The sequence below is a fragment of the Phenylobacterium sp. LH3H17 genome (genome assembly GCF_024298925.1).
GTDB lineage: Bacteria > Pseudomonadota > Alphaproteobacteria > Caulobacterales > Caulobacteraceae > Phenylobacterium.
Map to the genome: position 1 here is coordinate 3,297,391 of NZ_CP101283.1, position 23,177 is coordinate 3,320,567.

Below are 23,177 nucleotides of genomic sequence, written 5' to 3' on the forward strand. Positions count from 1 at the left end.
TTAGGGCCGCAAGCCGCAAGGCAAAGAGCGGCGCAGGCGGCGACGAGGAGTTCAACCCGGCCAGGTCTCTGCACCATTCCTCGCCCCGCCCTAGCTTGGCCGATAGCCGAGGCGGCGGGTTCCCGAGCGCCGTATCGACCATCCGACGGCGAAAAATCCGACGAGCATGATGACCCAGGAGGCCGGCTCGGGCACCGCGCTGGGCGTCGGAGGCGACACAGGACCGCCGGGTATGACCGGGACCACGGGCAGGACAGGTTCAACCGGCACGACTGGGCCAACAGGCGGCAGCACGGGTACGACCGGGACGACGGGCACGACCGGGACGACGGGTTCGACCGGGACGACGGGTTCGACCGGGACGACTGGCACCACAGGAACGTCAGGCGTCCCCGGAAGGGTCGGCGATATCGGCCCGCCCCCGCCTGGGCCGATGTACGGGAAGCCCGGTTCGCCAACCGGAGGGCCGCCGAACAGCGGCTGGGCGCCGCCGGGCGTGAAGCCGGGCTGTGCGATACTTGCCAGCGGGCCAATATCCGAAGCCGCGGCCGCCGTCGGAGCGACAGGTTCGAGGGGGGGAATGATCGGTGGCCGCTCGCGCACCCTGCCCAGGACGCGCTGGGCTGGCGGGGCCGCGGCGGCGCCCACGGCGGTCCGGTGAGGTTTCGTGCTGAGGAGGGCGCCGGCGCCTCGCCCCCCGGGCGACCTTTTCGCCAGGAAAGAAAGCGGATCACCCACGACGGCGGCCAGAGTTCGGCTTCCGCCTCCGTCGGAGTCTCCACCGATCGCGGCGGCTGACATCCAGACGAGCACGGGAACAACCGTCACGGCCGCCCAGCCCCACCGAATTTTCATTTCAACTCCAATGCCCCCCGCGTTTGCAGGAAGCTTAGCTCTAACGCGCACGAACGGCCCCGGTTGCAGACTAAAGCGCCCGCCGTCTGGGATACATGACGGTTTGGGTCACACCCCTACCCCTTCAGTCAACAGCGGCGCCAAGCTGGCTTTCCGCCGATGGCGATCTCTGAGACCTTCTCACCATGCAGAACCGGCAGGCAGTGGGTCTGGTGATCGCCGGTGGGCGGTCCCAGCGGTTCGGCGGCGAGAAGGCCGTGGCGATGCTGGGGGGACGCTCCCTGCTCGCGCGGGCCTGCGCGCGGCTGGCGGCCGATTGCACGGTGGTGGCGGTCAACGCCCGCGGCGAGGGCGCGGCGGAGGCGGGGCGGCTCGGCGTGCCGGCGCTCGATGATCCCCCCGGCCTGGCGAGCGGTCCGCTGAGCGGTGTCCTGGCCGGACTACGATGGGCGAGGGAACGGGGGGCCAGGCTGATGATCACCCTGCCCTGCGACACGCCCCTACTGCCGGACGACCTGGTCGCGCGGCTGATCGCGGCGGCGCAGGGCCGGCGCTGCGCGGTGGCGCGGTCGCCGGATGGGTTGCAGTCGCTCTGCGCCGCCTGGAGCGTCGACCTGATCGGCGACCTGGAAGCCGCTCTGGCGGACGGCCGCCATCCGCCGGTCCACGGTTTCCTGGAGGACCACGATTGCGGTCTGGTCGACTATGCCGACGCCGCGGCCTTCCTGAACCTCAACACGCCTCAGGACCTCGCCGAGGCCGAGCGCAGGCTGGGCGCATAGGCGGCCCGGGCCTGGCCGGCGACGTCGCCGACTACCAGTAAGACAGGGCCTGATAGTGACGCATTTTCAACTTCCTGGCCCAACATCCTCAAGATCGTTGAGATGATCCGCGCCTCGGGCCGCCCGGCGTTCTCGATAGCCAGGGCCGGCGTGCCGGGCGCACGGCCCTCGGCGATCAGGCGGTCCGCGGCGGCGCGCGCGGCGTCGCGGGCCATGTAGAGGACGAGGGTGGTCTCAGTGTCGGCCAGGCCGCTCCAGCCACTCTCCACGATGGCGCCGTCCTGCACGCGGGCCGTGGTGAAGGTGACGCGACGCGCCTCGCCGCGATGGCTGAGCGGGAAGGCGAATTGGGCCGCGGCGGCGCTGGCCGCGGTGACGCCCGGCACGATTTCGACCTCGACGCCATGGGCCTCCAGAAAGGCGCGCTCCTCCCCCGAGCGGCCGAACACCGACGGGTCGCCGCCCTTCAGCCGCACCACCTCGAGCCCGCGGCGCGCCAGCCGCAGCATCAGGCGGTTGATGGTTTCCTGCCCCATGCTGGCCTTGCCCGCCCGCTTGCCGGTCTGGATGCGCACGCAGCCGGGCGGCGCCAGGGCCAGGATCTCGTCCGGCACGAGGGCGTCGTAGAGCAGCGCCTGGGCGCTCTCCACCGCGCGCAGGGCGCGGAGCGTCATCAGGTCGACGGCGCCGGGGCCGGCGCCCACCAGGCGAACCCTGCCCATTTCAAGCGGCATGACGGGCATCCTCCTTGGACGTGTTGCGCAGCAGACGAGCGAGTTCGGGCCGGCAGGACCCGCAGTTGCTCCCCGCCCCGGTGGCCGCGCCTAGGGCCGCGATCGTCTCGGCGCCCTCCGCGATCGCGGCCGTGAGCTTGTGGGTCCCGACCTTGAAACAGGCGCAGACGATCGCGCCCTCGTCGCGGGCGCCGGGCGCGCGGCCGGCCAGCAGGGCGGCGCGGTCGGCCATCGACAGCGCCTCGTCCAGGAAACGGTCGGCGATCCAGCCGCGCACCGGCAGGCCGCCCATCTCGGTGACCACCAACACCCGTTCGGGCCGGCCGTCGCGCAGGATGGCGCGACGCACCGTGCCGCGGGCCGGGTCGTCCATGGCCAGGGCCTCGCCCTCCCCTTCCGGCATCAGGGCGGCGGCGGCGGCCTGGCGCTCGTCAAGACCGCCTAGCCCCGCGAACTCGTGGACGTGGCAGCCATCATAGGGGGTGCGCCGCCACACCAGGTCTAGGCCAACGGGCGGCGCCTGCGGTTCGCGGGTCACCAGGAAACCGCGCCACGCCTCGCCGTAGGCGCTGACCCGGGCCGGGGTGTGCTTGAACTCCGGCTGGCCGGAGGTGGGATCGACGAAGGGCTCCACCAGCGGGTTGCAGCGGCCGGAGGGCGCGAAGGCGTTGGTCCAGTGCATGGGCAGGAAGATCCCGCCCGGCCGCTGGCGATCACTGAGCTTGGCGGTGACGACGGCTTGGCCCACGCGGGTCTCGATCCGCGCCAGCTCGCCATCGGCGATCCCGAAGCGAGCGGCGTCGCCGGGGTGGATCTCCACCATCGGCTCCGGCGCGTGGCGGCAGAGCTCGGGGGCCAGGCCCGTGCGGGTCATGGTGTGCCAGTGATCGCGAACCCGGCCGGTGTTGAGCGCCAGGGGATAGTCGGCGTCGGTCGGGCGAGCGGGCCCCTGCGGCTTCACCGGCTTCAGGTTGGCCCGTCCATCGGGCGTCTGGAAACCGCCCGCCGTGAACAGCCGCGCCGTCCCGCCCTGGGGCCCCACCGGCCACTGGATCGGCTTGAGCGTATCGTAGGCCGCGTCCGACAGTTCGCTCAGCGGCCCCAGGTTGAGCAGGCGCGCGCCATCGTTCTCGAAGCGGGTCAGGGCGGCGAATTCGCGGAATACGTCGCCGGGGCCGCCCCAGCCGAAGGCCTCGCCGTGACCCATGGCGGCCGCCACGTCGGCGACGATCCGCCAGTCGGCGCGGGCCTCGCCGGGCGCGCCGAACAGCGGCCGCTGGCGCGAGATGCGGCGCTCGGAATTGGTCACCGTGCCGTCCTTTTCACCCCAAGCCAGGGCGGGGAGCTTCACGTGCGCGAATTCCAGGGTGTCGGTTTCCGCCATGACGTCGGACACCGCCACGAAGGGACAGGCCGCCAGGGCCTCGGCCACCCGCGCGGCGGCCGGCAGGCTGACCACCGGATTGGTGGCCATGATCCAGATCGCCTTGATCCGTCCGTCGCGCACCGCCTCGAACATCTCCACCGCCTTGAGGCCTGGCGCGGGCGCGACCCGGGGCGTGTTCCAGAAGGCGGCGAGCCGCTCGCGGTCGGCCCGGCCAAAGCCCATGTGGGCGGCGAGCGTCGTGGCCATGCCGCCGGTCTCGCGCCCGCCCATGGCGTTGGGCTGGCCGGTGATCGAGAAGGGCGCCGCCCCCGGCTTGCCGATCTTGCCGGAGGCCAGGTGGGCGTTGAGGATGGCCAGGCCCTTGGAGACCCCCTGGGCGGACTGGTTGGCGCCCATGCTGAACAGGGTCACCGTCTTCGGCGTCTCGGCGAAGGCTGCGTAGAAGGCGAGCACGGAGTCGGGCGTCAGGCCGCAGTCGCCGGCGATGGCCTCCAGGCTCTGGTCGTCGGCGGCCAGCGCCCGGCGGACGTCGCCGAAGCCGTTCAGATGGGCCGCCACATAGGACCGGTCGACCCCGCCGTTCGTATCCATCCAGGCCAGCAGGCCGTTCCACAGGCGAACGTCGGTCTGGGGCGCGAGCGGCAGGAAGAGGTCGGCGCCTTCGGCGGTGTCGGTGCGGCGCGGGTCGATGACGATCCAGCGCTGACCTCGCGAGCGGGCCTGCTCCATGCGGCGGAACAGCACCGGATGGGTCCAGGCGGCATTGTGGCCGGAGAACACCACCAGGTCGGCGAGGTCTAGGTCCTCGTAGCAGCCCGGCACCAGGTCGGCGCCGAAGGCCTGGCCGTGGGCCGCCACGGCCGAGGCCATGCAGAGCCGCGAATTGGTGTCGATATTGCCCGAGCCGATGAAGCCCTTCATCAGCTTGTTGGCGGCGTAATAGTCCTCGGTCAGCAGTTGGCCCGAGACGTAGAAGGCCACGGAGTCCGGCCCATGCTCGGCGATGGTCCGTGAGAAGGCGCCGGCCACCGCGGCCGTCGCCTCGTCCCAGCCCACGGTGCGGTCGCCGACCGTGGGATGCAGCAACCGACCCTGCAGGTGAACCGTCGAGCCGAGGGCCGAGCCCTTGGAGCACAGGCGGCCGAAATTGGCGGGGTGGTCCTTGTCACCGGCGACGGCCAGGCCTCGCGCCTCCTCCGGCCGACCCGCCACGCCGCAACCGACCCCGCAATAGGGGCAGGTGGTCCTGATCGGCGAGGCGGCGCCGTCGGCCATGGGTCAGGTCCGCCCCAACAACAGCCGCCCGTCGCGGACCTCCAGCGGCACCACCGGCGCGCAGCCCTTGCCGCGGTCTGCGCCCATCGGCTCACCGGTGGCCAGTTCGATCGACCAGTTGTGCAGCGGGCAGGCCACGGCGTGGCCGTGGACGATTCCCTGGCTCAGCGGGCCGCCCTTGTGCGGGCACTTGTCCATCAGGGCGAACACCTTGCCGTCGCCGGTGCGGAAGATGGCGATGTCGCCCTGGGCGCTGGGCACCCGCCGCGCGCCGCGCAGGGGGATATCGGTCACCGCGCCGACGTCGGTCCAGGTCATGGGGTCCTTCACGAGGGCGTTCATGCGGGGGCGAACTCCAGTCGGCGGCTGAGCGGGTTGAACTCTTCGGCGTGGCGGCCGGCCACCCGCTCGGCCCAGGGGTCCATGCGCGAGAAGCGCTGCGAGTAGGCGAAGCGGTCGTGCAGGGCTCGGCGGTTCTCCGGGTCCTCGATCTCGGCCTGGATCGAGGCCAGGCCCACCCGGTCCATCCACTTGTAGATCCGTTCCAGGTACCAGCCGCGCTCGCGATAGAGCTGGGTGACGGCGCAGATGGTCCAGACCGCCTCCTCCTCGGTGGCGACCCGGGTGAGGAGCTCGGTGCCGCGGATGTGCAGGCCCGCGGCGCCCCCGATGTGGATCTCGTAGCCGCTGTCGACGCAGATCACGCCGATGTCCTTGCAGGTGGCCTCGGCGCAGTTGCGCGGGCAGCCGGAGACGCCCAGCTTGACCTTGGCCGGGGTCCAGGACCCCCACATGAACTTCTCCAGCCGAACGCCAAGGCCGGTGGAGTCCTGGGTGCCGAACCGGCACCAATCCGACCCGACGCAGGTCTTCACCGTGCGCAGGCCCTTGGCGTAGGCGTGTCCCGAGACCATGCCCGCGGCGTTGAGGTCGGCCCAGACGGCGGGCAGGTCGTCCTTCTTGACCCCCAGCAGGTCGATACGCTGACCGCCGGTGACCTTGACGGCCGGAATCGCGAACTTGTCGGCGACGTCGGCGATGGCGCGCAGCTCGTCGGGCGTGGTCATCCCGCCCCACATGCGCGGCACCACGGAATAGGTGCCGTCCTTCTGGATGTTGGCGTGGACCCGCTCATTGATGAAGCGGCTCTGCTTGTCGTCGCGATAGTCGCCGGGCCAGGCGCAGAGCAGATAGTAGTTGAGGGCCGGGCGGCAGGAGGAGCAGCCGTCGGGGGTGTGCCACTCCAGGGCCTGCATGACCGCCGGCAGGGACTTCAGCTCCTCGGCCAGGATGCGCTTGCGGACCTCGTCATGGCCGTGCTGCGTGCAGGCGCAGACTGGCTTGGGCCCGGTCTGGACCTCGAATCCGTCGCCCAGGGTGAGCTGCAGGAGCTGTTCGACCAGCGGGGTGCAGGAGCCGCAGGAGGCCGAGGCCTTGGTGTGGGCCCGCACGCCGTCCAGGGTGGTCAAGGAGAGCTCGGCGATGGCGCCGGTGATCGCGCCCTTGCAGACGCCGTTGCAGCCGCAGACCTCTTGCGAGTCCGGCATGGCCGCAACGGCCGACCTAGGGTCCACCCCCCGAAGGGCCTCCGTGATCGCCTGGCCGAATATCAGGGTGTCGCGCAACTCGGCCACGTCGGCGCCGGTGCGCATCAGGTCGAAGTACCAGCCGCCGTCGGCGGCGTCGCCGAACAGCACCGCGCCGGCCACCTTGCCGTCCTCGATGACCACCCGCTTGTAGACCCCCCGCCCGGCGTCACGGAACACCACGTCCTCGCAGCCCTCCCCGCCGCCGAACTTGCCGGCCGAGAACACGTCGACGCCCGAGACCTTCAGCCGGGTCTGCAGCAGCGAGCCCTCATAGGTCGCGTCGGCGCCGGTCAGCACCTCGCCGAGCGTCCGGCACATGTCCCAGATGGGCGCGACCAGGCCATAGGCGACGCCGCGATGCTCGGCGCATTCGCCGATGGCGAAGATGGCGGGGTCGGAGGTGCGCATCTGGTCGTCCACCACCACGCCACGGCCGCAGACGATGCCGGCGGCGGCGGCCAGGCCGGTGGCGGGGCGGATGCCGACCGCCATGACCAGGATGTCGCCGGGGATGACCGTGCCGTCCTTCAGCTTCAGACCGGCGACCCGCCCGTTCTCGCCCAGGATGGCTTCGGAATGGGCGCCCAGCACCGTCTCCACCCCACGCTCGGCCAGGGCCTCGCGCAGCAGGAAACCCGCCGACTCGTCGAGCTGGCGCTCCATCAGAACGTCCATCAGGTGGATGACCGTGGCGCCCATGCCGCGGCGGACCAGGCCGTAGGCGGCTTCGAGGCCCAGCAGGCCGCCCCCGATGACGATGGCGCGCCCGCCGCGCTCGGCGGCGGCGACCATGGCCTCGACATCGTCCAGGTCACGGAAGGTGACAACGCCCTCCAGATCCGCGCCCGGCAGGGGCAGGCGAACGGGATCGGAGCCGCAGGCGAGGATCAGCCGGTCATAGGCGAGGCTGAGACCGCCCTCGGCCTCGACGACCTTGGCGGCCGGATCGACCCGGATGACCTTGCGGCCGGAATGCAGGGTGATAGCGTTGTCGGCGTACCAGGCGACATCGTTGATGACGATCTCGTCGAAGGTCTTCTCCCCGGCCAGGACCGGCGAGAGCATGATGCGGTTGTAGTTCACCCGCGGCTCGGCGCCGAAGACAGTGATGTCGTAGCGCGTCGGATCGCGCTTCAGCACCTCTTCGATGGCCCGGCACCCGGCCATGCCGTTGCCGATGACAACCAGACGTTCCTTAGGCTGGGACATCGCCCTCTCCGCCTTGGGCCCCGCGATGCGCGGAGCGACAAACTGTTCGGATGGACGCCTTTGCCCGGTCTGGCCCCACGAGGACCTCGGCTCGCGAGAGCCGGACGGCGAAGCTTCGTTGCCTCACGCCTACCCCTTCTACGGCAAGCTTGTTGCGGTGCAGCGTCGGGAGGCGCCAGGTGCGGCCTCGACAGCCGGACCGCTCGAAAATGAGGCGACCCGCCACCGCGACGCCCATCCCTTGGGCGCCTTCAGACCCGCGCTACGGTGGCCGAGGCCGCGCCCCAGGTGGTGCGCCACTGCTTCTTGATGCTGGTGAGGCCCACCAGGGCCACCAGGGCCAGGGCCGCGAAGCCGAGGAAGCCCGCCTGGTAGGAGCCGGTGAGTTGCTTGGCCAGGCCGAGGCTGGAAGCCAGGTAGAAGCCGCCGATCCCGCCGGTCATGCCGACCAGGCCGGTCATCACCCCGATCTCGTTGCGGAACCGCTGCGGAACGAGCTGGAACACCGCGCCGTTGCCCATGCCGAGCGCCGCCATGCCGCAGATCACCACGGCGAGCGTCACGCGCACGTCGGCCATGCCGAAGCTCATGACCGTCAGGGCCGCCGCGGCGACCACATACATGATCGACAGGGTTCGGATGCCGCCGATGCGGTCGGCCAGCGCCCCGCCGATCGGCCGCACCATGGAGCCTGCGAACACGCAGGCGGCGGTGAAGAAGCCTGCCATCACCGGCGCCAGGCCGTACTGGGTGTTGAAGTAGATGGTCAGGGACGAGGACAGGCCCACGAAGCCGCCGAAGGTCACCCCGTAGAACAGCATGAACCACCAGGCGTCGCCGATCTTCAGCACCGACAGGTACTCGGCCAGGGGCTTAGGCGCGGGTTGATCGGGGCTGTCCTTGGCGAAGACCAGATAGACCAGGAAGGCGACGATCAGCGGGATGGTCGCCAGGCCGAGCACATTCTGCCAGCCGAACAGGTTGGCCAGACCCGGCGCGAACAGCGAGGCGAAGACCGTGCCGGAATTGCCGGCCCCGGCGATGCCCAGGGCCACGCCCTGGTACTGGGGCGGATACCAGCGCGAGGCCAGCGGCAGGGCGATGGCGAAGGACGACCCCGCCACCCCCAGCACCAGGCCCACCGCAAGAACCCCGGCATAGGTGTCGACCTTGAGCATCCAGGCGATCAGCAGGCCGACGATGACGATGATCTGGCACAGGGTGCCGGCGCGCTTGGGCCCGATGCGGTCCACCAGCACGCCATTGACGATGCGCAGCAGGGCCCCGGCCAGCACCGGCAGGGCGACCATCAGGCCCTTCTCGGCGGCGTTGAGGTCCAGGTCCTTGGCGATCTGCACGCCCAGCGAGCCCAGCAGGACCCAGACCATGAAGCTCATGTCGAAGTAGAAGAAGGCCGACGCCAGGGTGGGCGTGTGGCCCGCCTTGAAGAACTCTTTGCCGATCATGACCGCGCTCTGGAACAGGCGTCGCCTGGGCGACACGAATGGATGAGGGGGCGGATCGTCCAGAGCGTCCTGGGGGCCCGCGTCGCCATTGGCGCGGGCGAAACGGCTCGCCGAATGGGCGTCATCTAGGGCCCGGCGCCCGGTCCTGTGGCGCCTTGCGAGAGCTTGGCCGGAGATTCGATGTGTGTTTGCGCAAAGATGCGGCGCCAGCCCTTCGCACTTGCACAAAAATGGGCGCCGGGACTGGACAGCCGCGCCGCGATGACGGCTGACGGGCAGGGATGGAAACCACGGGAACCAGTCTGCGCGTCCTCACCGGCCTGGCCAGCGAGACCGGCCGGCGGGCGCGCAACGAGGATTTCGCCGCCGCGGTGCTTGAGCCGCCCGGCCGGATGACCGGCGTCGCCTGCGCCATCGCCGACGGAATGGGCGGCGCCAAGGGCGGGCGAGTGGCGGCCGAGCTCTCCGTCCGCGCGGTGCTGGACGGCTATTTGGGGGCCAGCGAGACCCGTAGCGTGCGGCGCACCGCCGCCCACGCCATCGACGGCGTCAACCGCTGGGTCCACGCCCAGGGGCAGACCGACGCCGAGCTGGCCGGCATGGGCTGCACCCTGACGGTCGCCATCCTGCGCGGCCGGCGACTGCACGTGCTGCATGTGGGCGACACCCGCCTCTACCGGCTGCGCGACGGGCGGCTGGCGCGGCTGACCGTCGACCACAGGCTGGAGGGCACGACCAATATCCTGACCCGCGCCGTCGGCATCGGCGAGAGCCTGCGCATCGACTACGCCAGCGAGGACCTCGCGCCCCACGACCGGCTGTTGCTGGTCAGCGACGGTGTCCACGGCGCCCTGAACGACCGCCGCATCGAGGAGATGCTTGCCCTGCGCGAGGGGCCCGAGGAGACCGCGCGGCGCCTGGTCCAGTCCGCGCTGGAGGCCGGATCCGACGACAATGTCACCGCCCTGGTGGTCGATGTCCTGGAGCTGCCCGCCGCCGACGTGGCCGGCCTCAGCCAGGAGGTCGATGCCCTGCCCATGCGCGAGCCGCCCCAGGTTGGCGAGAGCGTCGACGGCTTCGAGCTCCAGGCCCTGGTCGCCGACGGCCGCTACAGCCGCGTGTTCCGGGCGCGCGACGCCGACAGCGACGCCAGCGTCCTGGTCAAGTTCCCCAAGCCCCAGGCCCTGGGCGCCGAAGCCTCGGCGCGGGCGGCGTTCCTGCGCGAGTCCTGGGTGGCGAGCCGGGTGCAGAACCCCTTCGTGGGCGCGGTGCTGGACCTGCCGGCCGGCCGGCGCACGAGCCTCTACCTCGTCCAGCCCTTCTATGCGGGAGAGACGCTGGAGCGGCGGCTGTCACGGTCGCCGCCCGTGAGTCTCGACCAGGGCCTGGACATCGCCGTCAAGCTGACCAAGGCCATCGCCTCCCTGCATCGGGCGGGCGTCATCCACCGCGACATCAAGCCCGAGAACGTGATCCTGGAACCGGGCGGCGGACTGAAGCTGATCGACCTGGGCGTGGCGCGGCTGCCGAACCTGGAGGCCGCCCTGCCCCCGGACATTCCCGGGACGCCCAGCTACATGGCGCCGGAACTGTTCGCGGGTCTGGCGGGCGACGAGCGCTCGGACATCTTCGCACTGGGCGTGACGCTCTATGCGATGTTCTCGGGCGGGCGCTTTCCCTATGGCGAGATCGAGCCCTTCACCACGCCCCGCCATCGCCGCCCGGCGCCGCTCTCGGCCTGGCGGCCCGACCTGCCGGCCTGGGTGGAAACCGTGCTGGCGCGCGCCGTCGCCGTCGATCCGGCCGAGCGGTTCCAGGACGGCTTCGAACTCGCCTTCGAGCTGGAGAACGGCGCGATAAGGGGCGCGCCGGCCCGCCGGACGCGCCCCTCGCTCTACGACCGCGACCCGCTGCGCTTCTGGCAGGTCACGGCCCTCATCCTCTTGGTGCTGCTGATGGTCTCCCTCGCCAGCCGCTAGGCCGCCACCGCGTGGCGGGCATAGAGGAACTCCAGCACCGACTTGCGGGCCCGCAGGTAGTCGAGGTCGGTGGCCAGTTCCAGCCGCCTGCGGGGCCGGGCCAGGCCGACGCCCAGCACCTCGCCGATCGTGGCCGCCGGGCCGTTGGTCATCATCACGATGCGATCCGACAGCAGGGCCGCCTCGTCCACGTCGTGGGTGATCATCAGCACGGTGTTCTTCAGCTTGGCGTGGATATCCATGACGCTGTCCTGCAGGTGGGCGCGGGTCAGCGCGTCCAGGGCGCCGAACGGCTCGTCCAGCAGCAGCACCTTGGGCTGGATGGCCAGGGCCCGGGCGATGCCGACCCTCTGTTTCATGCCGCCGGAGATCTCGGAGGGACGCTTGTCGGCGGCGTGGGTCATCTGGACGAGGGCCAGGTTCTCCATCGCCCATTCGTGGCGCTCGCGGCCGTTCTTCTTGCCGCGAAACACCTTGTCCACCGCCAGCCGGACGTTCTCGTAGACCGAGAGCCAAGGCAGCAGAGAGTGGTTCTGGAACACCACCGCCCGGTCGGGCCCCGGCGCCTCGACCGCCGAGTGGTCGAGGATCACCGCTCCCGTGGTGATGGGCACGAGACCCGCCACCACGTTCAACAGGGTCGACTTCCCGCAGCCGGAGTGGCCGATGATCGAGACGAACTCGCCCTCGTCGATCTGCAGGTTGACGTCGCGCAGCACCTCGTTGGCGCCGGTGCGGCCGGGGAACGAGACGCCGAGCGCCTCGATGGAGAGGAAGGCCTTGGGCATGTGCGGGATCCCTTCAGGAGAGCGCCGAGCCGCGGCTGACGAGACGTCCCAGCAGGGCCACGCCGCGGTCCAGCGCGAAGCCCACGAGGCCGACCCAGACCAGGGCGACGACGATGTCGGAGATGCGGGACGAGTTGTACTGGTCCCAGATGAAGAAGCCGACGCCGACCCCGCCCAGCAGCATCTCGGAGGCGACGATGGCCAGCCAGCTCATGCCGACCCCGATGCGCAGGCCGGTGAAGATGTAGGGCGTGGTGGCCGGCAGCAGGATCTTCCAGAAGTGCTCCAGCGGCGAGAGGCTCAGCGTGCGGCTGACGTTCAGATAGTCGGTCGGGATGTTCCGCACCCCCACCGCCGTATTGATGATGATCGGCCAGATCGAGGTGATGAAGATGACGAACAGGGCCGATGGCTGGGCCTCGCGGAAGGCGGCCAGCGAGATGGGCAGCCAGGCCAGGGGCGGCACGGTGCGCAGCACCTGGAACAGCGGATCGAGGCCACGGTGGGCCCACACATTGGCGCCGACCAAAACCCCCAGGCCGATGCCGACCACGGCGGCCAGTCCGAAGCCCACCCCCACACGGCTGAGGCTGGTGGCGACGTGCCAGAACAGCCCCTTGTCGACCCCGCCGTTGTCGAAGAAGGGGTCGAGGATCAGGTCCTTGGACTCCAGCCAGATCATGCTGGGCGCCGGCAGGCCGGCCCCGTCCCCCGCCAGGAACTGCCAGACACCGAGCAGGACCAGCAACATGAGGGCGGGCGGCAGGACAGCCGCGGCGACCGCCTTGGCGGCCGTCAGGGTGCGGACCGCCCGCGACGGTCCCGGCGTGGGGAGCCGGGCGATCGTCGCGGGCGCGAGGTTCGTCGGCGGCTCGACTTCGCCGGCGACCTCGAACTTTTGGGCGGGCAGGCTCATGGAAAGCTCCTAGCCAGGGGAAGGGTCAGACCAGCTTCTTGATCGGCTGGCTCGCCAGGTAGGCGGCGGGATTGGCGGGATCGAAGACCTTGCCGTCGAAGAACCGCTCGACGCCGCGACTGTCGGAGGCCGGAGCCCCCACGCCGAGCGACTTGGCGGCCGCCCGCCAGATGTCGGCGCGGTTGACCTTGGCCACCAGGGCCGCGGCGTTGGTGTTCCTGGGCATGACGCCCCAGCGCTGGTTCTCGGTCACGAACCAGAGGTCGTGCGACTTGAACGGGAAGGAGGCGTTGTCGGCCCAGAACTTCATGACGTGGCCCGAGCCCTTCACCGCGCGCCCGTCGCCGTAGTTGATGGTCCCCTGCAGTCTCGGCAGGATGTCGCCCATCGGCACGTTGATGTACTGGCGGCCCGAAACGATGGAGCACATGGCCGCCTTGTTGGCCGCCTTGTCGCACCACATCTGGGCCTCCATGACGGCTATGGTCAGCGCCTGGGCCGCACGCGGGTATTTCGCCACCCAGTCGGCCCGGACGCCGAGGCATTTCTCCGGGTGGTTCATCCAGATCTCGGAGGTCAGGCAGGCGGTGTAGCCGACCTTCTGGTTCACCAGCTGACCGTTCCAGGGTTCGCCGACGCAGAAGGCGTCCTGGGTCCCGGCCTTCATGTTGGCCACCATCTGCGGCGGGGGGATCACGATGGTGGAGACCTCGGTCTCGGGATTGATGCCGCCCGCCGCCAGCCAGTAGCGGAGCCACAGGTCGTGGGTCCCGCCCCGGAAGGTCATCGCGACCTTGGGGATGTTCCCGGCCGCCTTCATCTGGGCGAACTTGGCCTTGGCGCCAGCGCTGTTGAGGCCGACCTTCACCGCCTTGAGGTCGTTGCCGACCGAGATCGCCTGGCCGTTAGTGTTCAGCCGCGCCAGGATGTTCATCGGCACGGGCCGGCCGCCGGTCGCGACGCCGGTCGTGAACTGGTAGGGCATGGGCGTCAGGATGTGCGCGCCGTCGATGCCGCCGCCCCCGGAACCCAGGACCAGGTTGTCCCGCGTTCCGCCCCATGAGGCCTGTTTCAGCACCTCGACGTCGGGCATGCCGTACTTGGCGAACAGGCCGCGTTCCTTGGCGATGATCAGGGGCGAAGCGTCGGTCAGGGCGATGAAGCCCAGCTTGGCCCTGGCGACTTCCGGGCCCGGGCCCGCGGCGAAGGCGCCGGACGGCAGGGCGGTCTTGGCGGCCAGCAGGGTGGCGGCCGCGGCGGTGAGCGCCGTGCGGCGCGTGAGGGTCTTGTCGGTCATGGGATCGCTCACAGCTTGTATTCGAGGGTGAACCACACCTTGGTGCGGGAGGGCGGCGGCGCGGCTCCGCCCACGGGGACGAAGGCCTCGCGCTGGAAGTCGGCGTACTTGGCCGCCACCGAGAGCTTGGGCGTGATCGCCGCCTGGACCTGGACGTTCCACTCGTGGCCGAGGTCGGCGCCGGTCCGTTCGGCGTTGAAGTCGTGGTAGCGGACCAGGATGTCGGTGTTGAAGAAGTAGGTCCGGCGAAACCGCGGCTTGATGTTGAAGCTGAGGTTCAGGTCCTCGATGCCGTCGACGAAGCCCTTGTTCCCGCCCAGCGGCTGGACGAAGGCGTCCGACCAGCCCTGGAAGGCGTGGACGGTCGCCAGCGGCGTGGTGAACCCGCGGGTCCCGTTGCCCTCCAGCGACTCCCAGGAGAGCTTGGCCGTGTAGATGTCGAAGGTCCCGGCGACGTCGGCGCCGAAATAGTCGAGATCGTAGCCGGCGGTGGCGCCGTGATAGTCGCCCTGCTGGGCGTAGGTGGCGTTGTAGGCCACCTGGAACAGCCCGACCCAGGTCTTGCCCGAGGCCTTGACCCCCTTGGTCACCGAGGAGTTCGGCGCCGAGTTCTGGAAGTCGAGGGCGTAGACGAAGCCCTGCAGGCGCAGGGCCTCGGCCGGCGACCATGTGGCGTTCAGAAGGTGGCTGTCGCTATCCCAATCGCGCAGTTCGCCCAGGATCCGGTTGACGTGGGTCACATAGGCGTAGGTCGCCTTGAAGCGGCCCAGCGCCAGGTCGGCGCGCACCGCATCGAAGGTCTGCTCGTCCTGGCGCCAGCCGACATTGCCGACGAAGCGCTGGTCGTCGATCAGGATCCGCTGCCGCCCCAGGGTGACCACCGCCGCGGCGCTTGGCGTCCAGGTGAGCTGCAGGCGATTGAGTTCGGTGACATCCGGATCGTTGATGATCGGGAAGCGGGCCTTGTCCGCGCCGTTCAGCGGCGGGGCCGTGGAGCCCGGAACATTGACCGAGAACCGCTCGGCGCCGACCTGGCGGACATCTTCGAACTCCACCAGGCCACGCAGTCCGTTCCACTCGCCGGTCTCCCAGCCGAGCCGGGTGCGCAGGGTGAGCGCCTCGCCCTCCTTGCGCAGCACCGCGGTCCGGGTCTGGTCCACGCCTTCGTAGCGAAGACGCGCCTCCAGGATCAGCTTGCCGCCGGCGATGGCCTCGCTGATCGTCGGCGGCGCGACCGGCGGCGGCGGTTCGGGGGCCGGTTCGGGCTCAGGCTCGGCGACCGCCGCGGTGGGTTCCTCAGTGGCGACCGCGGGCGCTTCTTCCGCCGCCACCGCGGGCGGAGCTTGAGCCGCCGCCCCTGTTGCTGAAGCCAGCGCCGCGGCGATCGCCGCAGACGTCAGAAAGCCTCTCCTCATATTCATCGCCCTATCCCCCGAGCAAAAAAAGACGTCCGCCGGGGTGGGAGCCCCGCGCGGACGTCGTTGTCCTTCCAAGTCCGAAACCTCGCGGTCCCGGCGACCCTCTCGGATCGTTCGCGGGACGCCATTGCCCCGCGATGTCGCCCTCAGGCCGCCATGCCCCTCGCCTGCTCGCAACTGCGAAATGGCGCATACCGGCGTTCCGCCAGCTTCAGGAGGCCAATTGCATCAAGGATGGGCGCCATTGTGCAGTGCAGCGCACAAGGAACGAGCGCCGGACGGCCGACTCAGGAGCGCGTGCGGCCGATGGCGAAGCCGGCGGCGTAGCGCTGCGGTTGCGCGGCGTCGAACCGCCCGCCGTCGAAGAACAGGTCCGGAGCCATGGGGATGGGCGCGGTGGCCTCGTCCAAGGTCCAGGGCGAAGCGTGCAGACCCTCGACCTTCTCGTCCACCAGAGGCGCAGGTATCCCCAGTTCGGCTGCGGCCGCGCGGAACAGGTCGGGCCGGTAGACCGCCTCGGCTGTCGCGGCGATGTCGGCCTCCGGGCCGATCTGGCCCCAGCGCAGCATCTGGGTGAGGAACCAGACCGCGTGGCTGCGCCACGGGAAGTTCGCGGCGTAGCGGTGGTAGATGATGTAATCCTGATGGTCGGGACCGGGCTCGCCCAGGGCGTAGGGCGGCGCGCCGGTGAGCGATCGGGCCACCACCTCCTCCGGCGCGCCCACATAGCGATTGTGGGCCAGGATCGTGGCCAGCTCCCCCCGGTTGCCCGGCTGGTCGGCCCAGGCCGCTGCACTGATCAGCGCTCGAAGGGTCGCCCCCAGGGTCAGGGGATGGCGCTCGGCGAAGCCTTCGGTGACCCCGAACACCTTGTCGGGCCCCACGCCCCAGAGTTCCGCGGCGTAGACCATGATCTCGCCATAGCCGTCGGCGACCGCCAGGGCGTTCCAGGGTGCGCCGACACAGAAGCCGTCGATGTCTCCGGCCGCCAGGCGCGCGGTCATTCGCGCCGGCGGCGTCACCACGATGCGCAGATCGCGGTCTGGGTCGACGCCGGCCTCCGCCAGCCAGTAGCGCAGTTCGTAGTTGTGCACCGAGAAGGGGAAGACCACGGCGAAGGTCAGCGGAGGCAGACCCTGGGCCCTGCGCGCCGCGATGACGGCGGCCAGCGGCCGGGCGGTGCGGGGTCGCACCGCCATGGCCTGGGCATCGGCCGAGCGCATGGCGTCGGCCAGGGCCTTGGAGACGGTGACCGCGCTGCCGTTCAGATTGAGCGACATCGGCACGATCATCCGCGCCGGCTCGCCGCAGACCCCCAGCCGCACGGCCAGCGGCATCGGGCCTAGCATGTGGGCGCCGTCCAGCGCGCCCATGGCCACCTTGTCGCGGATATTGGCCCAAGAGGCCTCGCGCGACAGGTCAACGGATAGTCCCTCGCTCTCGAAGAAGCCCTTCTCGCGGGCGACCACCAGCGGCGCGCAGTCGTTCAAGGCGATGAAGCCCAGCCTCAGCTGGGTCCGCTCCAGGCTCATGACCGGTCTCCCTTCAAGACGCCCGCGAAGGTGAGCAGGTCGTTGGCCACCGCCCCGATGGGCCGGCCGGTGTCCATGGCGAGCTTACGCAACAGGCTGTAGGCCTGGTCCTCATCGATGCCGCGCTCCTTCATCAGCAGGCCCTTGGCGCGCTCGACGGTCTTGCGCGAGGCGAGATCGGCCTTGGCCTTGTCGAGATCGGCGCGCAGCTTCTGCATCAGCTCGAAGCGGCTCATGGCCACCTCCAGAACCGAGCGCACCCGCCCCGCCGAGAGGCCGTCCACCACATAGGCCGCGACCCCGGCCTCCACCGCCGCTTCCGCCAGGCCCGGAGAGGAGCGGTCGACGAACATCACCACCGGTCGCGGATTGTCGGAGGTCGCCTCGCGCAGGCTTTCCAGGGTGTCGCGGTCGGGGCTGTCGCAGGCGATGACGATCACGTCGGGGGCGAAAGATGGCAGCTCGCCTTCGATGGCCTCGAAACTGGAGGCGCGGCGCACCTCCAGCGGACGCACGTCCGCCAGCCCTTCGGCGACCAGCGCCGCCCGCGCCTCGTCGGGATCGATGATGATGACCTTCATTCGCCGCCACCCGGCGCCCGGGCGGCTCGCGCGATCAACCCGTTTCTGCTTTGAACATGAAAGCATCATCACGGCGCCTAGCAATTAGGCGCCGCGCGGCGGGAGGTCCTAGAGGGGGATCTTCGCGCCGAACTTCACCCGGCGGCGGACGAAGATGGTCTCGTACCGGCTGACCGAGGGATGCTCGCCGATATGGGCGTCGGCGAAGTCGTTGAAGCTCTCGATCCCGTCGAACATGCCGATGCACATGAGCTCGTAGGCGCCGGCGATCTCCATGATCACCTGCACCTGCGGCGACTTGCCGAGGAAGGCGCGGAAGTCCGCCACCGAATGCGGCTTCTGCTGGGCCAGCTGGATCAACAGCACGACCGATAGCTGTTCGCCGGCCACCTTCGGATTGACCACCGAGACGTCGGCGGTGATCACCCCGGTGTTGCGGTAGTTACGGATGCGCCGCTGGATCGCCGAGGGCGACAGCGGCACCCGGTCGGCCAGGTCGTGGGCCGTCATCTGGTTGGAGTCCTGAAGCGCGGACAGGATCTGAAAATCCAGCCTATCGAGGTTCGGCGTCATCCAACGCCACGCCCTATGACCAACATCGGCATGCTCGCCAAGGCGAATGTCACGGTCATGTCTACGCGCTCCCTGAACGCTGGTAGGTGAACCCGTTTCGCCCTGTCTTCGCCAATTAATTTCTCGACAGATTTCGGCCATTACTGACGTAACCCATCCGATACGACATCCGATCTTGGCGTATCTTGTTACATCGACCGTGTTTTCCTGACTTTTCTGTAATCTTTCACGCATGCGAAAGGGGCGGCGAATGGCTTCGCCGCCCCTCCCGTGATGGTTCCGGCTTCTAGAAGCGGAGCTTGATCTGTCCGAAGGCGCGGCGGCCGATCACGTCATAGGTGGACGGGTCGGTGCCGGACTGGACGTTCGGGGCGTACAGGCGCGGCTGCTGGTCGGCCACATTGTTCACACCGAGCTTGATCTCGACATTGTCGGTGACGCCCCAGGTGGCGTCCAGGTCGATGTAGTAGGTCGCCGGGACGTTGGAGGGGACACCGGCGGTGCCGAGGAAGGTCTCGCCCTCGTACTGCCGGAACTGGCGGTTCTCCATGGCGTCGATGTAGCGGACGCGGGCGCCGAAGCTGAGATCTTCGGTGGTGTAGCCCATCATGCCGACCTGACCGAGGTCCCAGCGGGCGTTGAAGGTGGCCTTCCACTCGGGGAAGCTCGTGCCGAGGCCGGCGCCGAAATAGGAGATGGTGCCGGTGTAGTCGACCGGCGGCAGCCCGGTGCGATCAGCCTGCTTGTATTCCAGCACGTGGGTCAGCAGCAGGTTGGCCTGGAACGTCCCCATCCAATCGGGAGCGCCGAACCATTCCCAGTCGAAGCCGTAGTCGATCTGGAAGTCGAGGCCCGAGGTCTTGATGACGCCGCCGTTCTCGAACGGCCACGGGCTGTTGCCGGGCAGCAGCGGGTTGCGGATCGTCGAGTTGGTGAGGTTGCCGCCGGTCCGCGCGATGCCGGCGCAGTAGAGGTTGGTGTTCGAATAGCTCGGATTGGCGCCGTTGTAGTTGAAGCAGGACGCGATCGCCGTGTTGGTGTCGAAGATAATGATCGGGTCGGCGATCTCGATATTGTAGTAGTCGATCGAGCCGCGCAGGCGGCTGGTCCACTGGCCTTCCCAGGGCGAGGAAAGCGCCAGACCGACGGTGTAGGTGTCGGCCTTTTCGGGATCGAGATTGAGGCTGCCCGAGAGGTTGATGTTGGCCTGCGAGCCGGGCGCGGTGGTGGCGCCGGTGGCCGGAACGCCCTGGGCCGCGCAAAGGCCACGCAGGGTGCCCGGGCCGGTTCCCGACGCCTTCCAGGCCACGGTGAAGGCCGAGCAGGGGTCGAAGATCTGCGGCGCCGAGGCGGTGCCGACGAACAGTTCCTGGAAGTTCGGCTCACGAACCGCGCGCTGGTAGGAGGCGCGGACACGGGCCCAGTCGTTGGCCTTCCAGTTCAGCTCCGCCTTATAGGTGGCCGAGCCGCGGTTGTCGGTGCGCGCGCCGGTCAGCAGGTCCTCGAACTGCGCCCAGGAATAGCGAAAGCCCAGGCCGATCTCGAGGCTCTCGATATAGGGCATATCCTTGACGATCGGGATGATCGTCTCGCCGAACAGGTCGTTGAAGGCGCTGCTGCCGGACTCGGGCAGGCCGACGGTGAAGCCCGAGAACGGACCAGGGTTGGACAGGAAGCGCAGGTTGTACTCGATGCCCCGATGTTCGGCGCCGAGGACGATGGGCACCGGGCCCGCCGGCAGCTCGAACAGATCGCCGCTGATGAAGAACTGGCCGATGGTCTGCTCGTACTGCTCACGCCGGGTGACCGGCGATTCCAGCGCGGCGCGGCAGGTGCTGGACAGCGGGCGATCACCGAAGAAGTTCTGCGTGGCGCAGGCGCCGTTGGAGCCGGCCGGATTCTGGGTCGGGTGAGCCAGGATGTCGGTGAGGAGCTGGGTGTTGATGTTGCCGAACTGGGTGCGGTCGATCTCAGTGCGGCCCTGGCTGATATAGGCCTCGCCCTTGAAGTTCTCGCCGATGGGGAACTTCACGCCGGCCATGTACTGGACGACCGTGTTCTGGAACTGCGAGATCCGCGCCCCGAAGCCGAGCGGCCGGAAGGCGAACAGGAAAGGTTCGGTGGCGCCCGAGCCCACCAGCAGCGGATCGTCGCCGGTGCGGGCGGCAAGCAGGGTGCGCAGGTCGTTCGGGATGAACGGGTTGGTGACCGGCACCACCAGGTTCGCGCCGATGTTCTGGCCCGGGGTGACGAGAGCCGAAGCCACTTGCAGGTTGGTGGCGGTGCCGATGGCCGCGGTGGCCACGGTGGGGACCGGGGTCGGGGCCAGGGCCTGGTTGGCGGTGTACTCGGTCCAGCCGGCCTGGGCGAAGACCTCGACGCCGTTGTCGAACTCATAGTTCAACTTGGTCATGAACGAGTAACGGTCCAGGGGGAGCGTCAGCAGGTTCGGGGCGTCGAAGTTGTAGCTGTAGAAGTCCGGGTAGAAGCGGGTGTTGACGTTGACGTCGACCGGGTACTTGAAGTTCTGGACCTGCAGGGTCGGGTTGTTACCCACCCCACCGTAGAACAGTGTGCCGTCCAGGTTGAAGCCCAGCGATCCCGAGCCGTTGCTGACCGCGGTCGGCGCCACCCCATAGGTGGCGAACAGGGCCTGGACCGCCGACAGCGGGATGGCGTTGGCGGAGTTGTAGCGCACCACGCCGGCCGGCGGCGTGCCGGTGGTCGAGGTGGCCAGCGCCGAGAACGGGCGCTGCCCCTTGGTCACCGGCTCGCGATACGAGCGGTCGAAGCCGAAGATCGCGTTGCCCTTGCCGTCGGCGAAGTTGCCGCCCAGCACGGCGGAGAACTGGAACTCCTTGGCGTCGTGATAGTCCGTCGAGTCGGTGTAGCCGGCCCGGAAGTCCAGGCCTTCGAAGTTGTTCTTCAGCTTGAGGTTCACGACACCGGCCACGGCGTCGGCGCCGTAGGTCGCGCCGGCGCCGCCCGAGATCACCTCGATGCTGCCGATCATCGCCTGCGGGATGGTGTTGATGTCGACGGTGACCGTATTGGCCGAGATCATCGGCCGGCGGCCGTCCACCAGGACCAGGTTGCGGTTGGAGCCCAGGCCGCGCAGGTCGACATTGGCCTGGCCGGCGTTGCCCGGGTTGTTGGAGGTGGTGGTGCCCGCCGGGCTGACCTGCGGCAGGGTGTTCAGATAGGTGTCGAGGGTGATGTCGGCGTTGGCGGTGGCCTGCTCGCCGGTCACCGTGGTGATCGGGCTGGCGGCCACGAAGTCCTGACGGACGATGCGCGAACCGGTGACCACGACTTCCTGGACTTCCTCCTGGGCGTAGGCCGCCGTCGCCGAGAACGCCGCGAAGGCCGCGCCACAGATCATGGAAGACGCCAGCAGGCGCTCCCGCATGGTTTTGATTTTCAAGGTCTGAATCCTCCAGCGGCTCGCCCGACCCAGAGGATCGAAGGCGAGAGCCGCACCCCGCGAAAAATTGCCGAACGCAAGCAGGTCCGGTTACCGGCGAGTTACGCCGCGCGGTAAAAGAGGGTCAACACCCGAGGAGTCTGGTTTGGCGATATACTTATTTTTGTCGCGACTTTGCAACATTCTGTCGGTTTGATTATTGTAGCAATATTGATTGCACATTCGCAATTACCAAGGCGAACGCAAGCCGTAGCGGGTCAGCCGGTCGACGTGCTCAGCGTGCGATGGGGATGGCCTGGCCGATGATGGCGTCGAGACGCTCGCGCACGGCGCGGCCCTCGGGGGTGAGATGCAGCACGCGGCCGCGGCCGTCGTTGGGATTGAGGAACGCTTCCACCAGGCCGCAGGCCGGCGCCCGGGCCCATTCCGAGCCGGGCGGGCCGAAGGAGCGAACACTGCGCGAGGCGGTCGGCTCGGTCATCCGGCTGACATAGGCCAGCTCCTGGACGCTCAGGCCCTCGTTCTCGCAGGTATAGAGAAAGCTGACGATCTCATTGACCGTGATGGTCGGATTGAGGGCTTTGAACAGCGACAGCGCCTCGAGCAGGGAATCGCGCGGCCGCATGGCGCTCAGCGCTCGGCGTAGTCGTTGAGTTGGCCGGTGCCCAGTCCGGGCGGGCGGGCGCGGACCACCGGGGTGGGACGCCGCTGGCGCCGTTCGCGCATGGCCAGGGTGGCCTCGGGATAGGCCGCGCGCACCAGGCGCAGCATGTCCTCGAGCCGCTTCTGGTGATCGGCCGCCTCGACGAAATCCTCGACATTCAGCTCGACCGAAATCTGTCCCCACAGCTTCATGCGCCACTCCAATGCGATTGCACGACGGTTGCTAAGTGTAAGCGCCGCCGTATGCACTTTTGGAGCGTTCCGACCTCGCACAACGCCGTCCCGCGGCAATTCACACCTGCAGATTGCGCGCAGCGCGCGCCGGAACCGGTCCATCTGTAACTGTTGGCTGACGAGGAGACGACGTGCGCCGTCGAAGCGCGATTCTGGAAGCACTGGAGCTGCTGCGCGAGGTCGCGCCGACCCTGACGCTCGCCCAGATCGTCACCTTCCTGCACATCGCCGACGAGGACGAGCCGGTCCCGATGATCGACCTTCAGCGGCGCACCCACACAAGCGCGGTCCAGACCTGGCGCAATGTCCAGGCCCTCACGACCCTGGGGCTCATCCAGGTGGGGCGCTGGAAGATGGGCTCCATCACCGCGGCCGAGCTCAGCCTGGCGGGGCAGGATCTCGCCGCCCGGCTCGACGCCATGATCCGCGACGCCAGCCCCATCGCCGCCCCGGCCAGGGCGGCGGCCTGAGCCTC

Annotated in this window: 19 protein-coding genes; 3 read left to right on the plus strand and 16 right to left on the minus strand. The window is 69.2% G+C overall.

Going from position 1 to position 23,177, the window contains the following annotated elements; translation table 11 throughout:
- Window positions 1–90 precede the first annotated feature (90 nt).
- Window positions 91–855: a PEP-CTERM sorting domain-containing protein gene (locus tag M9M90_RS21315; RefSeq protein WP_371876868.1), complete on the minus strand. Its 765-nt coding sequence runs from the start codon at window positions 853–855 to the stop codon at window positions 91–93.
- A gap of 185 nt (window positions 856–1,040) precedes the next feature.
- Here M9M90_RS21315 and M9M90_RS16235 point away from each other — a divergent pair, with 185 nt between their 5' ends.
- A complete protein-coding gene (locus tag M9M90_RS16235) occupies window positions 1,041–1,637 on the plus strand; it encodes a molybdenum cofactor guanylyltransferase (RefSeq protein WP_254834280.1) in 597 nt (198 codons plus the stop codon).
- On the opposite strand, the gene cobA is transcribed toward M9M90_RS16235, so the two are convergent.
- From cobA to M9M90_RS16260, 5 genes are all read right to left on the minus strand, one after another.
- Window positions 1,598–2,371, minus strand: a complete 774-nt coding sequence (gene cobA / locus M9M90_RS16240; protein ID WP_371876869.1) for a uroporphyrinogen-III C-methyltransferase — start codon at window positions 2,369–2,371, stop codon at window positions 1,598–1,600. The two genes, M9M90_RS16235 and cobA, sit on opposite strands and share 40 nt — an antisense overlap.
- On the minus strand, window positions 2,361–5,033 hold the full coding sequence (locus M9M90_RS16245) for a nitrate reductase (RefSeq protein ID WP_254834282.1): 2,673 nt from the start codon (window positions 5,031–5,033) through the stop codon (window positions 2,361–2,363). Before M9M90_RS16245 ends, cobA begins: the two co-directional genes overlap by 11 nt.
- Before the next feature lie 3 nt (window positions 5,034–5,036).
- Window positions 5,037–5,375, minus strand: coding sequence for a nitrite reductase small subunit NirD (gene nirD, locus M9M90_RS16250; RefSeq protein ID WP_254834283.1), 339 nt, complete (start codon window positions 5,373–5,375; stop codon window positions 5,037–5,039).
- Window positions 5,372–7,831, minus strand: coding sequence for a nitrite reductase large subunit NirB (gene nirB / locus M9M90_RS16255; protein ID WP_254834284.1), 2,460 nt, complete (start codon window positions 7,829–7,831; stop codon window positions 5,372–5,374). The genes nirD and nirB overlap by 4 nt, the downstream gene beginning before the upstream one ends.
- Before the next feature lie 251 nt (window positions 7,832–8,082).
- Entirely contained in the window at window positions 8,083–9,297 is a 1,215-nt protein-coding gene (locus M9M90_RS16260; protein WP_254834285.1) for a NarK/NasA family nitrate transporter, read from the minus strand.
- A gap of 281 nt (window positions 9,298–9,578) precedes the next feature.
- Between M9M90_RS16260 and M9M90_RS16265 the strand changes: the two genes are divergently transcribed.
- Window positions 9,579–11,276, plus strand: a complete 1,698-nt coding sequence (locus M9M90_RS16265) for a bifunctional protein-serine/threonine kinase/phosphatase (RefSeq protein ID WP_254834286.1) — start codon at window positions 9,579–9,581, stop codon at window positions 11,274–11,276.
- Here the strand turns inward: M9M90_RS16265 and M9M90_RS16270 are convergent.
- The 10 genes from M9M90_RS16270 to M9M90_RS16315 form a co-directional block, all read right to left on the minus strand.
- Window positions 11,273–12,064: an ABC transporter ATP-binding protein gene (locus M9M90_RS16270; RefSeq protein ID WP_254834287.1), complete on the minus strand. Its 792-nt coding sequence runs from the start codon at window positions 12,062–12,064 to the stop codon at window positions 11,273–11,275. The genes M9M90_RS16265 and M9M90_RS16270 overlap by 4 nt on opposite strands.
- Window positions 12,065–12,077: 13 nt before the next feature.
- Window positions 12,078–12,980 carry a nitrate ABC transporter permease gene (gene ntrB, locus M9M90_RS16275; protein ID WP_371876870.1) on the minus strand — a complete coding sequence of 301 codons (903 nt, stop codon included), beginning with the start codon at window positions 12,978–12,980 and terminating at the stop codon, window positions 12,078–12,080.
- A gap of 25 nt (window positions 12,981–13,005) precedes the next feature.
- A complete protein-coding gene (locus M9M90_RS16280) occupies window positions 13,006–14,277 on the minus strand; it encodes a CmpA/NrtA family ABC transporter substrate-binding protein (RefSeq protein ID WP_254834288.1) in 1,272 nt (423 codons plus the stop codon).
- An 8-nt stretch (window positions 14,278–14,285) separates the two neighbouring features.
- A complete protein-coding gene (locus M9M90_RS16285; RefSeq protein WP_254834289.1) occupies window positions 14,286–15,698 on the minus strand; it encodes an alginate export family protein in 1,413 nt (470 codons plus the stop codon).
- A gap of 284 nt (window positions 15,699–15,982) precedes the next feature.
- The gene (locus M9M90_RS16290; RefSeq protein WP_254834290.1) at window positions 15,983–17,227 is read right to left on the minus strand and encodes a CmpA/NrtA family ABC transporter substrate-binding protein; all 1,245 of its coding nucleotides are present in this window, start codon (window positions 17,225–17,227) and stop codon (window positions 15,983–15,985) included.
- The gene (locus tag M9M90_RS16295) at window positions 17,224–17,808 is read right to left on the minus strand and encodes an ANTAR domain-containing response regulator (RefSeq protein WP_254834291.1); all 585 of its coding nucleotides are present in this window, start codon (window positions 17,806–17,808) and stop codon (window positions 17,224–17,226) included. The genes M9M90_RS16290 and M9M90_RS16295 overlap by 4 nt, the downstream gene beginning before the upstream one ends.
- Before the next feature lie 108 nt (window positions 17,809–17,916).
- Window positions 17,917–18,381 (minus strand): Lrp/AsnC family transcriptional regulator, encoded by a 465-nt coding sequence (locus M9M90_RS16300; RefSeq protein ID WP_254834292.1) that lies wholly within the window; start codon window positions 18,379–18,381, stop codon window positions 17,917–17,919.
- 286 nt (window positions 18,382–18,667) lie between these two features.
- A complete protein-coding gene (locus M9M90_RS16305; protein WP_254834293.1) occupies window positions 18,668–21,805 on the minus strand; it encodes a TonB-dependent receptor domain-containing protein in 3,138 nt (1,045 codons plus the stop codon).
- Window positions 21,806–22,079: 274 nt separating this feature from the next.
- Window positions 22,080–22,430, minus strand: coding sequence for a hypothetical protein (locus M9M90_RS16310; protein WP_254834294.1), 351 nt, complete (start codon window positions 22,428–22,430; stop codon window positions 22,080–22,082).
- 5 nt (window positions 22,431–22,435) lie between these two features.
- Window positions 22,436–22,660 carry a hypothetical protein gene (locus tag M9M90_RS16315; RefSeq protein WP_254834295.1) on the minus strand — a complete coding sequence of 75 codons (225 nt, stop codon included), beginning with the start codon at window positions 22,658–22,660 and terminating at the stop codon, window positions 22,436–22,438.
- A 173-nt stretch (window positions 22,661–22,833) separates the two neighbouring features.
- On the opposite strand from M9M90_RS16315, the gene M9M90_RS16320 reads away from it, so the two are divergent.
- A complete protein-coding gene (locus M9M90_RS16320) occupies window positions 22,834–23,172 on the plus strand; it encodes a hypothetical protein (RefSeq protein ID WP_254834296.1) in 339 nt (112 codons plus the stop codon).
- Window positions 23,173–23,177: the final 5 nt, after the last annotated feature.

Coding starts and splice junctions, on each gene's coding strand:
- M9M90_RS16265 (WP_254834286.1), top strand. CDS start 9,579: ATGGAAACCACGGGAACCAGTCTGCGCGTCCTCACCGGCCTGGCCAGC.
- M9M90_RS16285 (WP_254834289.1), bottom strand. CDS start 15,698: ATGAATATGAGGAGAGGCTTTCTGACGTCTGCGGCGATCGCCGCGGCG.
- M9M90_RS16300 (WP_254834292.1), bottom strand. CDS start 18,381: ATGACGCCGAACCTCGATAGGCTGGATTTTCAGATCCTGTCCGCGCTT.
- M9M90_RS16235 (WP_254834280.1), top strand. CDS start 1,041: ATGCAGAACCGGCAGGCAGTGGGTCTGGTGATCGCCGGTGGGCGGTCC.
- cobA (WP_371876869.1), bottom strand. CDS start 2,371: ATGCCGCTTGAAATGGGCAGGGTTCGCCTGGTGGGCGCCGGCCCCGGC.
- M9M90_RS16290 (WP_254834290.1), bottom strand. CDS start 17,227: ATGAGCCTGGAGCGGACCCAGCTGAGGCTGGGCTTCATCGCCTTGAAC.
- M9M90_RS16280 (WP_254834288.1), bottom strand. CDS start 14,277: ATGACCGACAAGACCCTCACGCGCCGCACGGCGCTCACCGCCGCGGCC.
- M9M90_RS16260 (WP_254834285.1), bottom strand. CDS start 9,297: ATGATCGGCAAAGAGTTCTTCAAGGCGGGCCACACGCCCACCCTGGCG.
- M9M90_RS16315 (WP_254834295.1), bottom strand. CDS start 22,660: ATGAAGCTGTGGGGACAGATTTCGGTCGAGCTGAATGTCGAGGATTTC.
- M9M90_RS16295 (WP_254834291.1), bottom strand. CDS start 17,808: ATGAAGGTCATCATCATCGATCCCGACGAGGCGCGGGCGGCGCTGGTC.
- ntrB (WP_371876870.1), bottom strand. CDS start 12,980: ATGAGCCTGCCCGCCCAAAAGTTCGAGGTCGCCGGCGAAGTCGAGCCG.
- M9M90_RS16270 (WP_254834287.1), bottom strand. CDS start 12,064: ATGCCCAAGGCCTTCCTCTCCATCGAGGCGCTCGGCGTCTCGTTCCCC.
- M9M90_RS21315 (WP_371876868.1), bottom strand. CDS start 855: ATGAAAATTCGGTGGGGCTGGGCGGCCGTGACGGTTGTTCCCGTGCTC.
- nirD (WP_254834283.1), bottom strand. CDS start 5,375: ATGAACGCCCTCGTGAAGGACCCCATGACCTGGACCGACGTCGGCGCG.
- M9M90_RS16310 (WP_254834294.1), bottom strand. CDS start 22,430: ATGCGGCCGCGCGATTCCCTGCTCGAGGCGCTGTCGCTGTTCAAAGCC.
- M9M90_RS16245 (WP_254834282.1), bottom strand. CDS start 5,033: ATGGCCGACGGCGCCGCCTCGCCGATCAGGACCACCTGCCCCTATTGC.
- nirB (WP_254834284.1), bottom strand. CDS start 7,831: ATGTCCCAGCCTAAGGAACGTCTGGTTGTCATCGGCAACGGCATGGCC.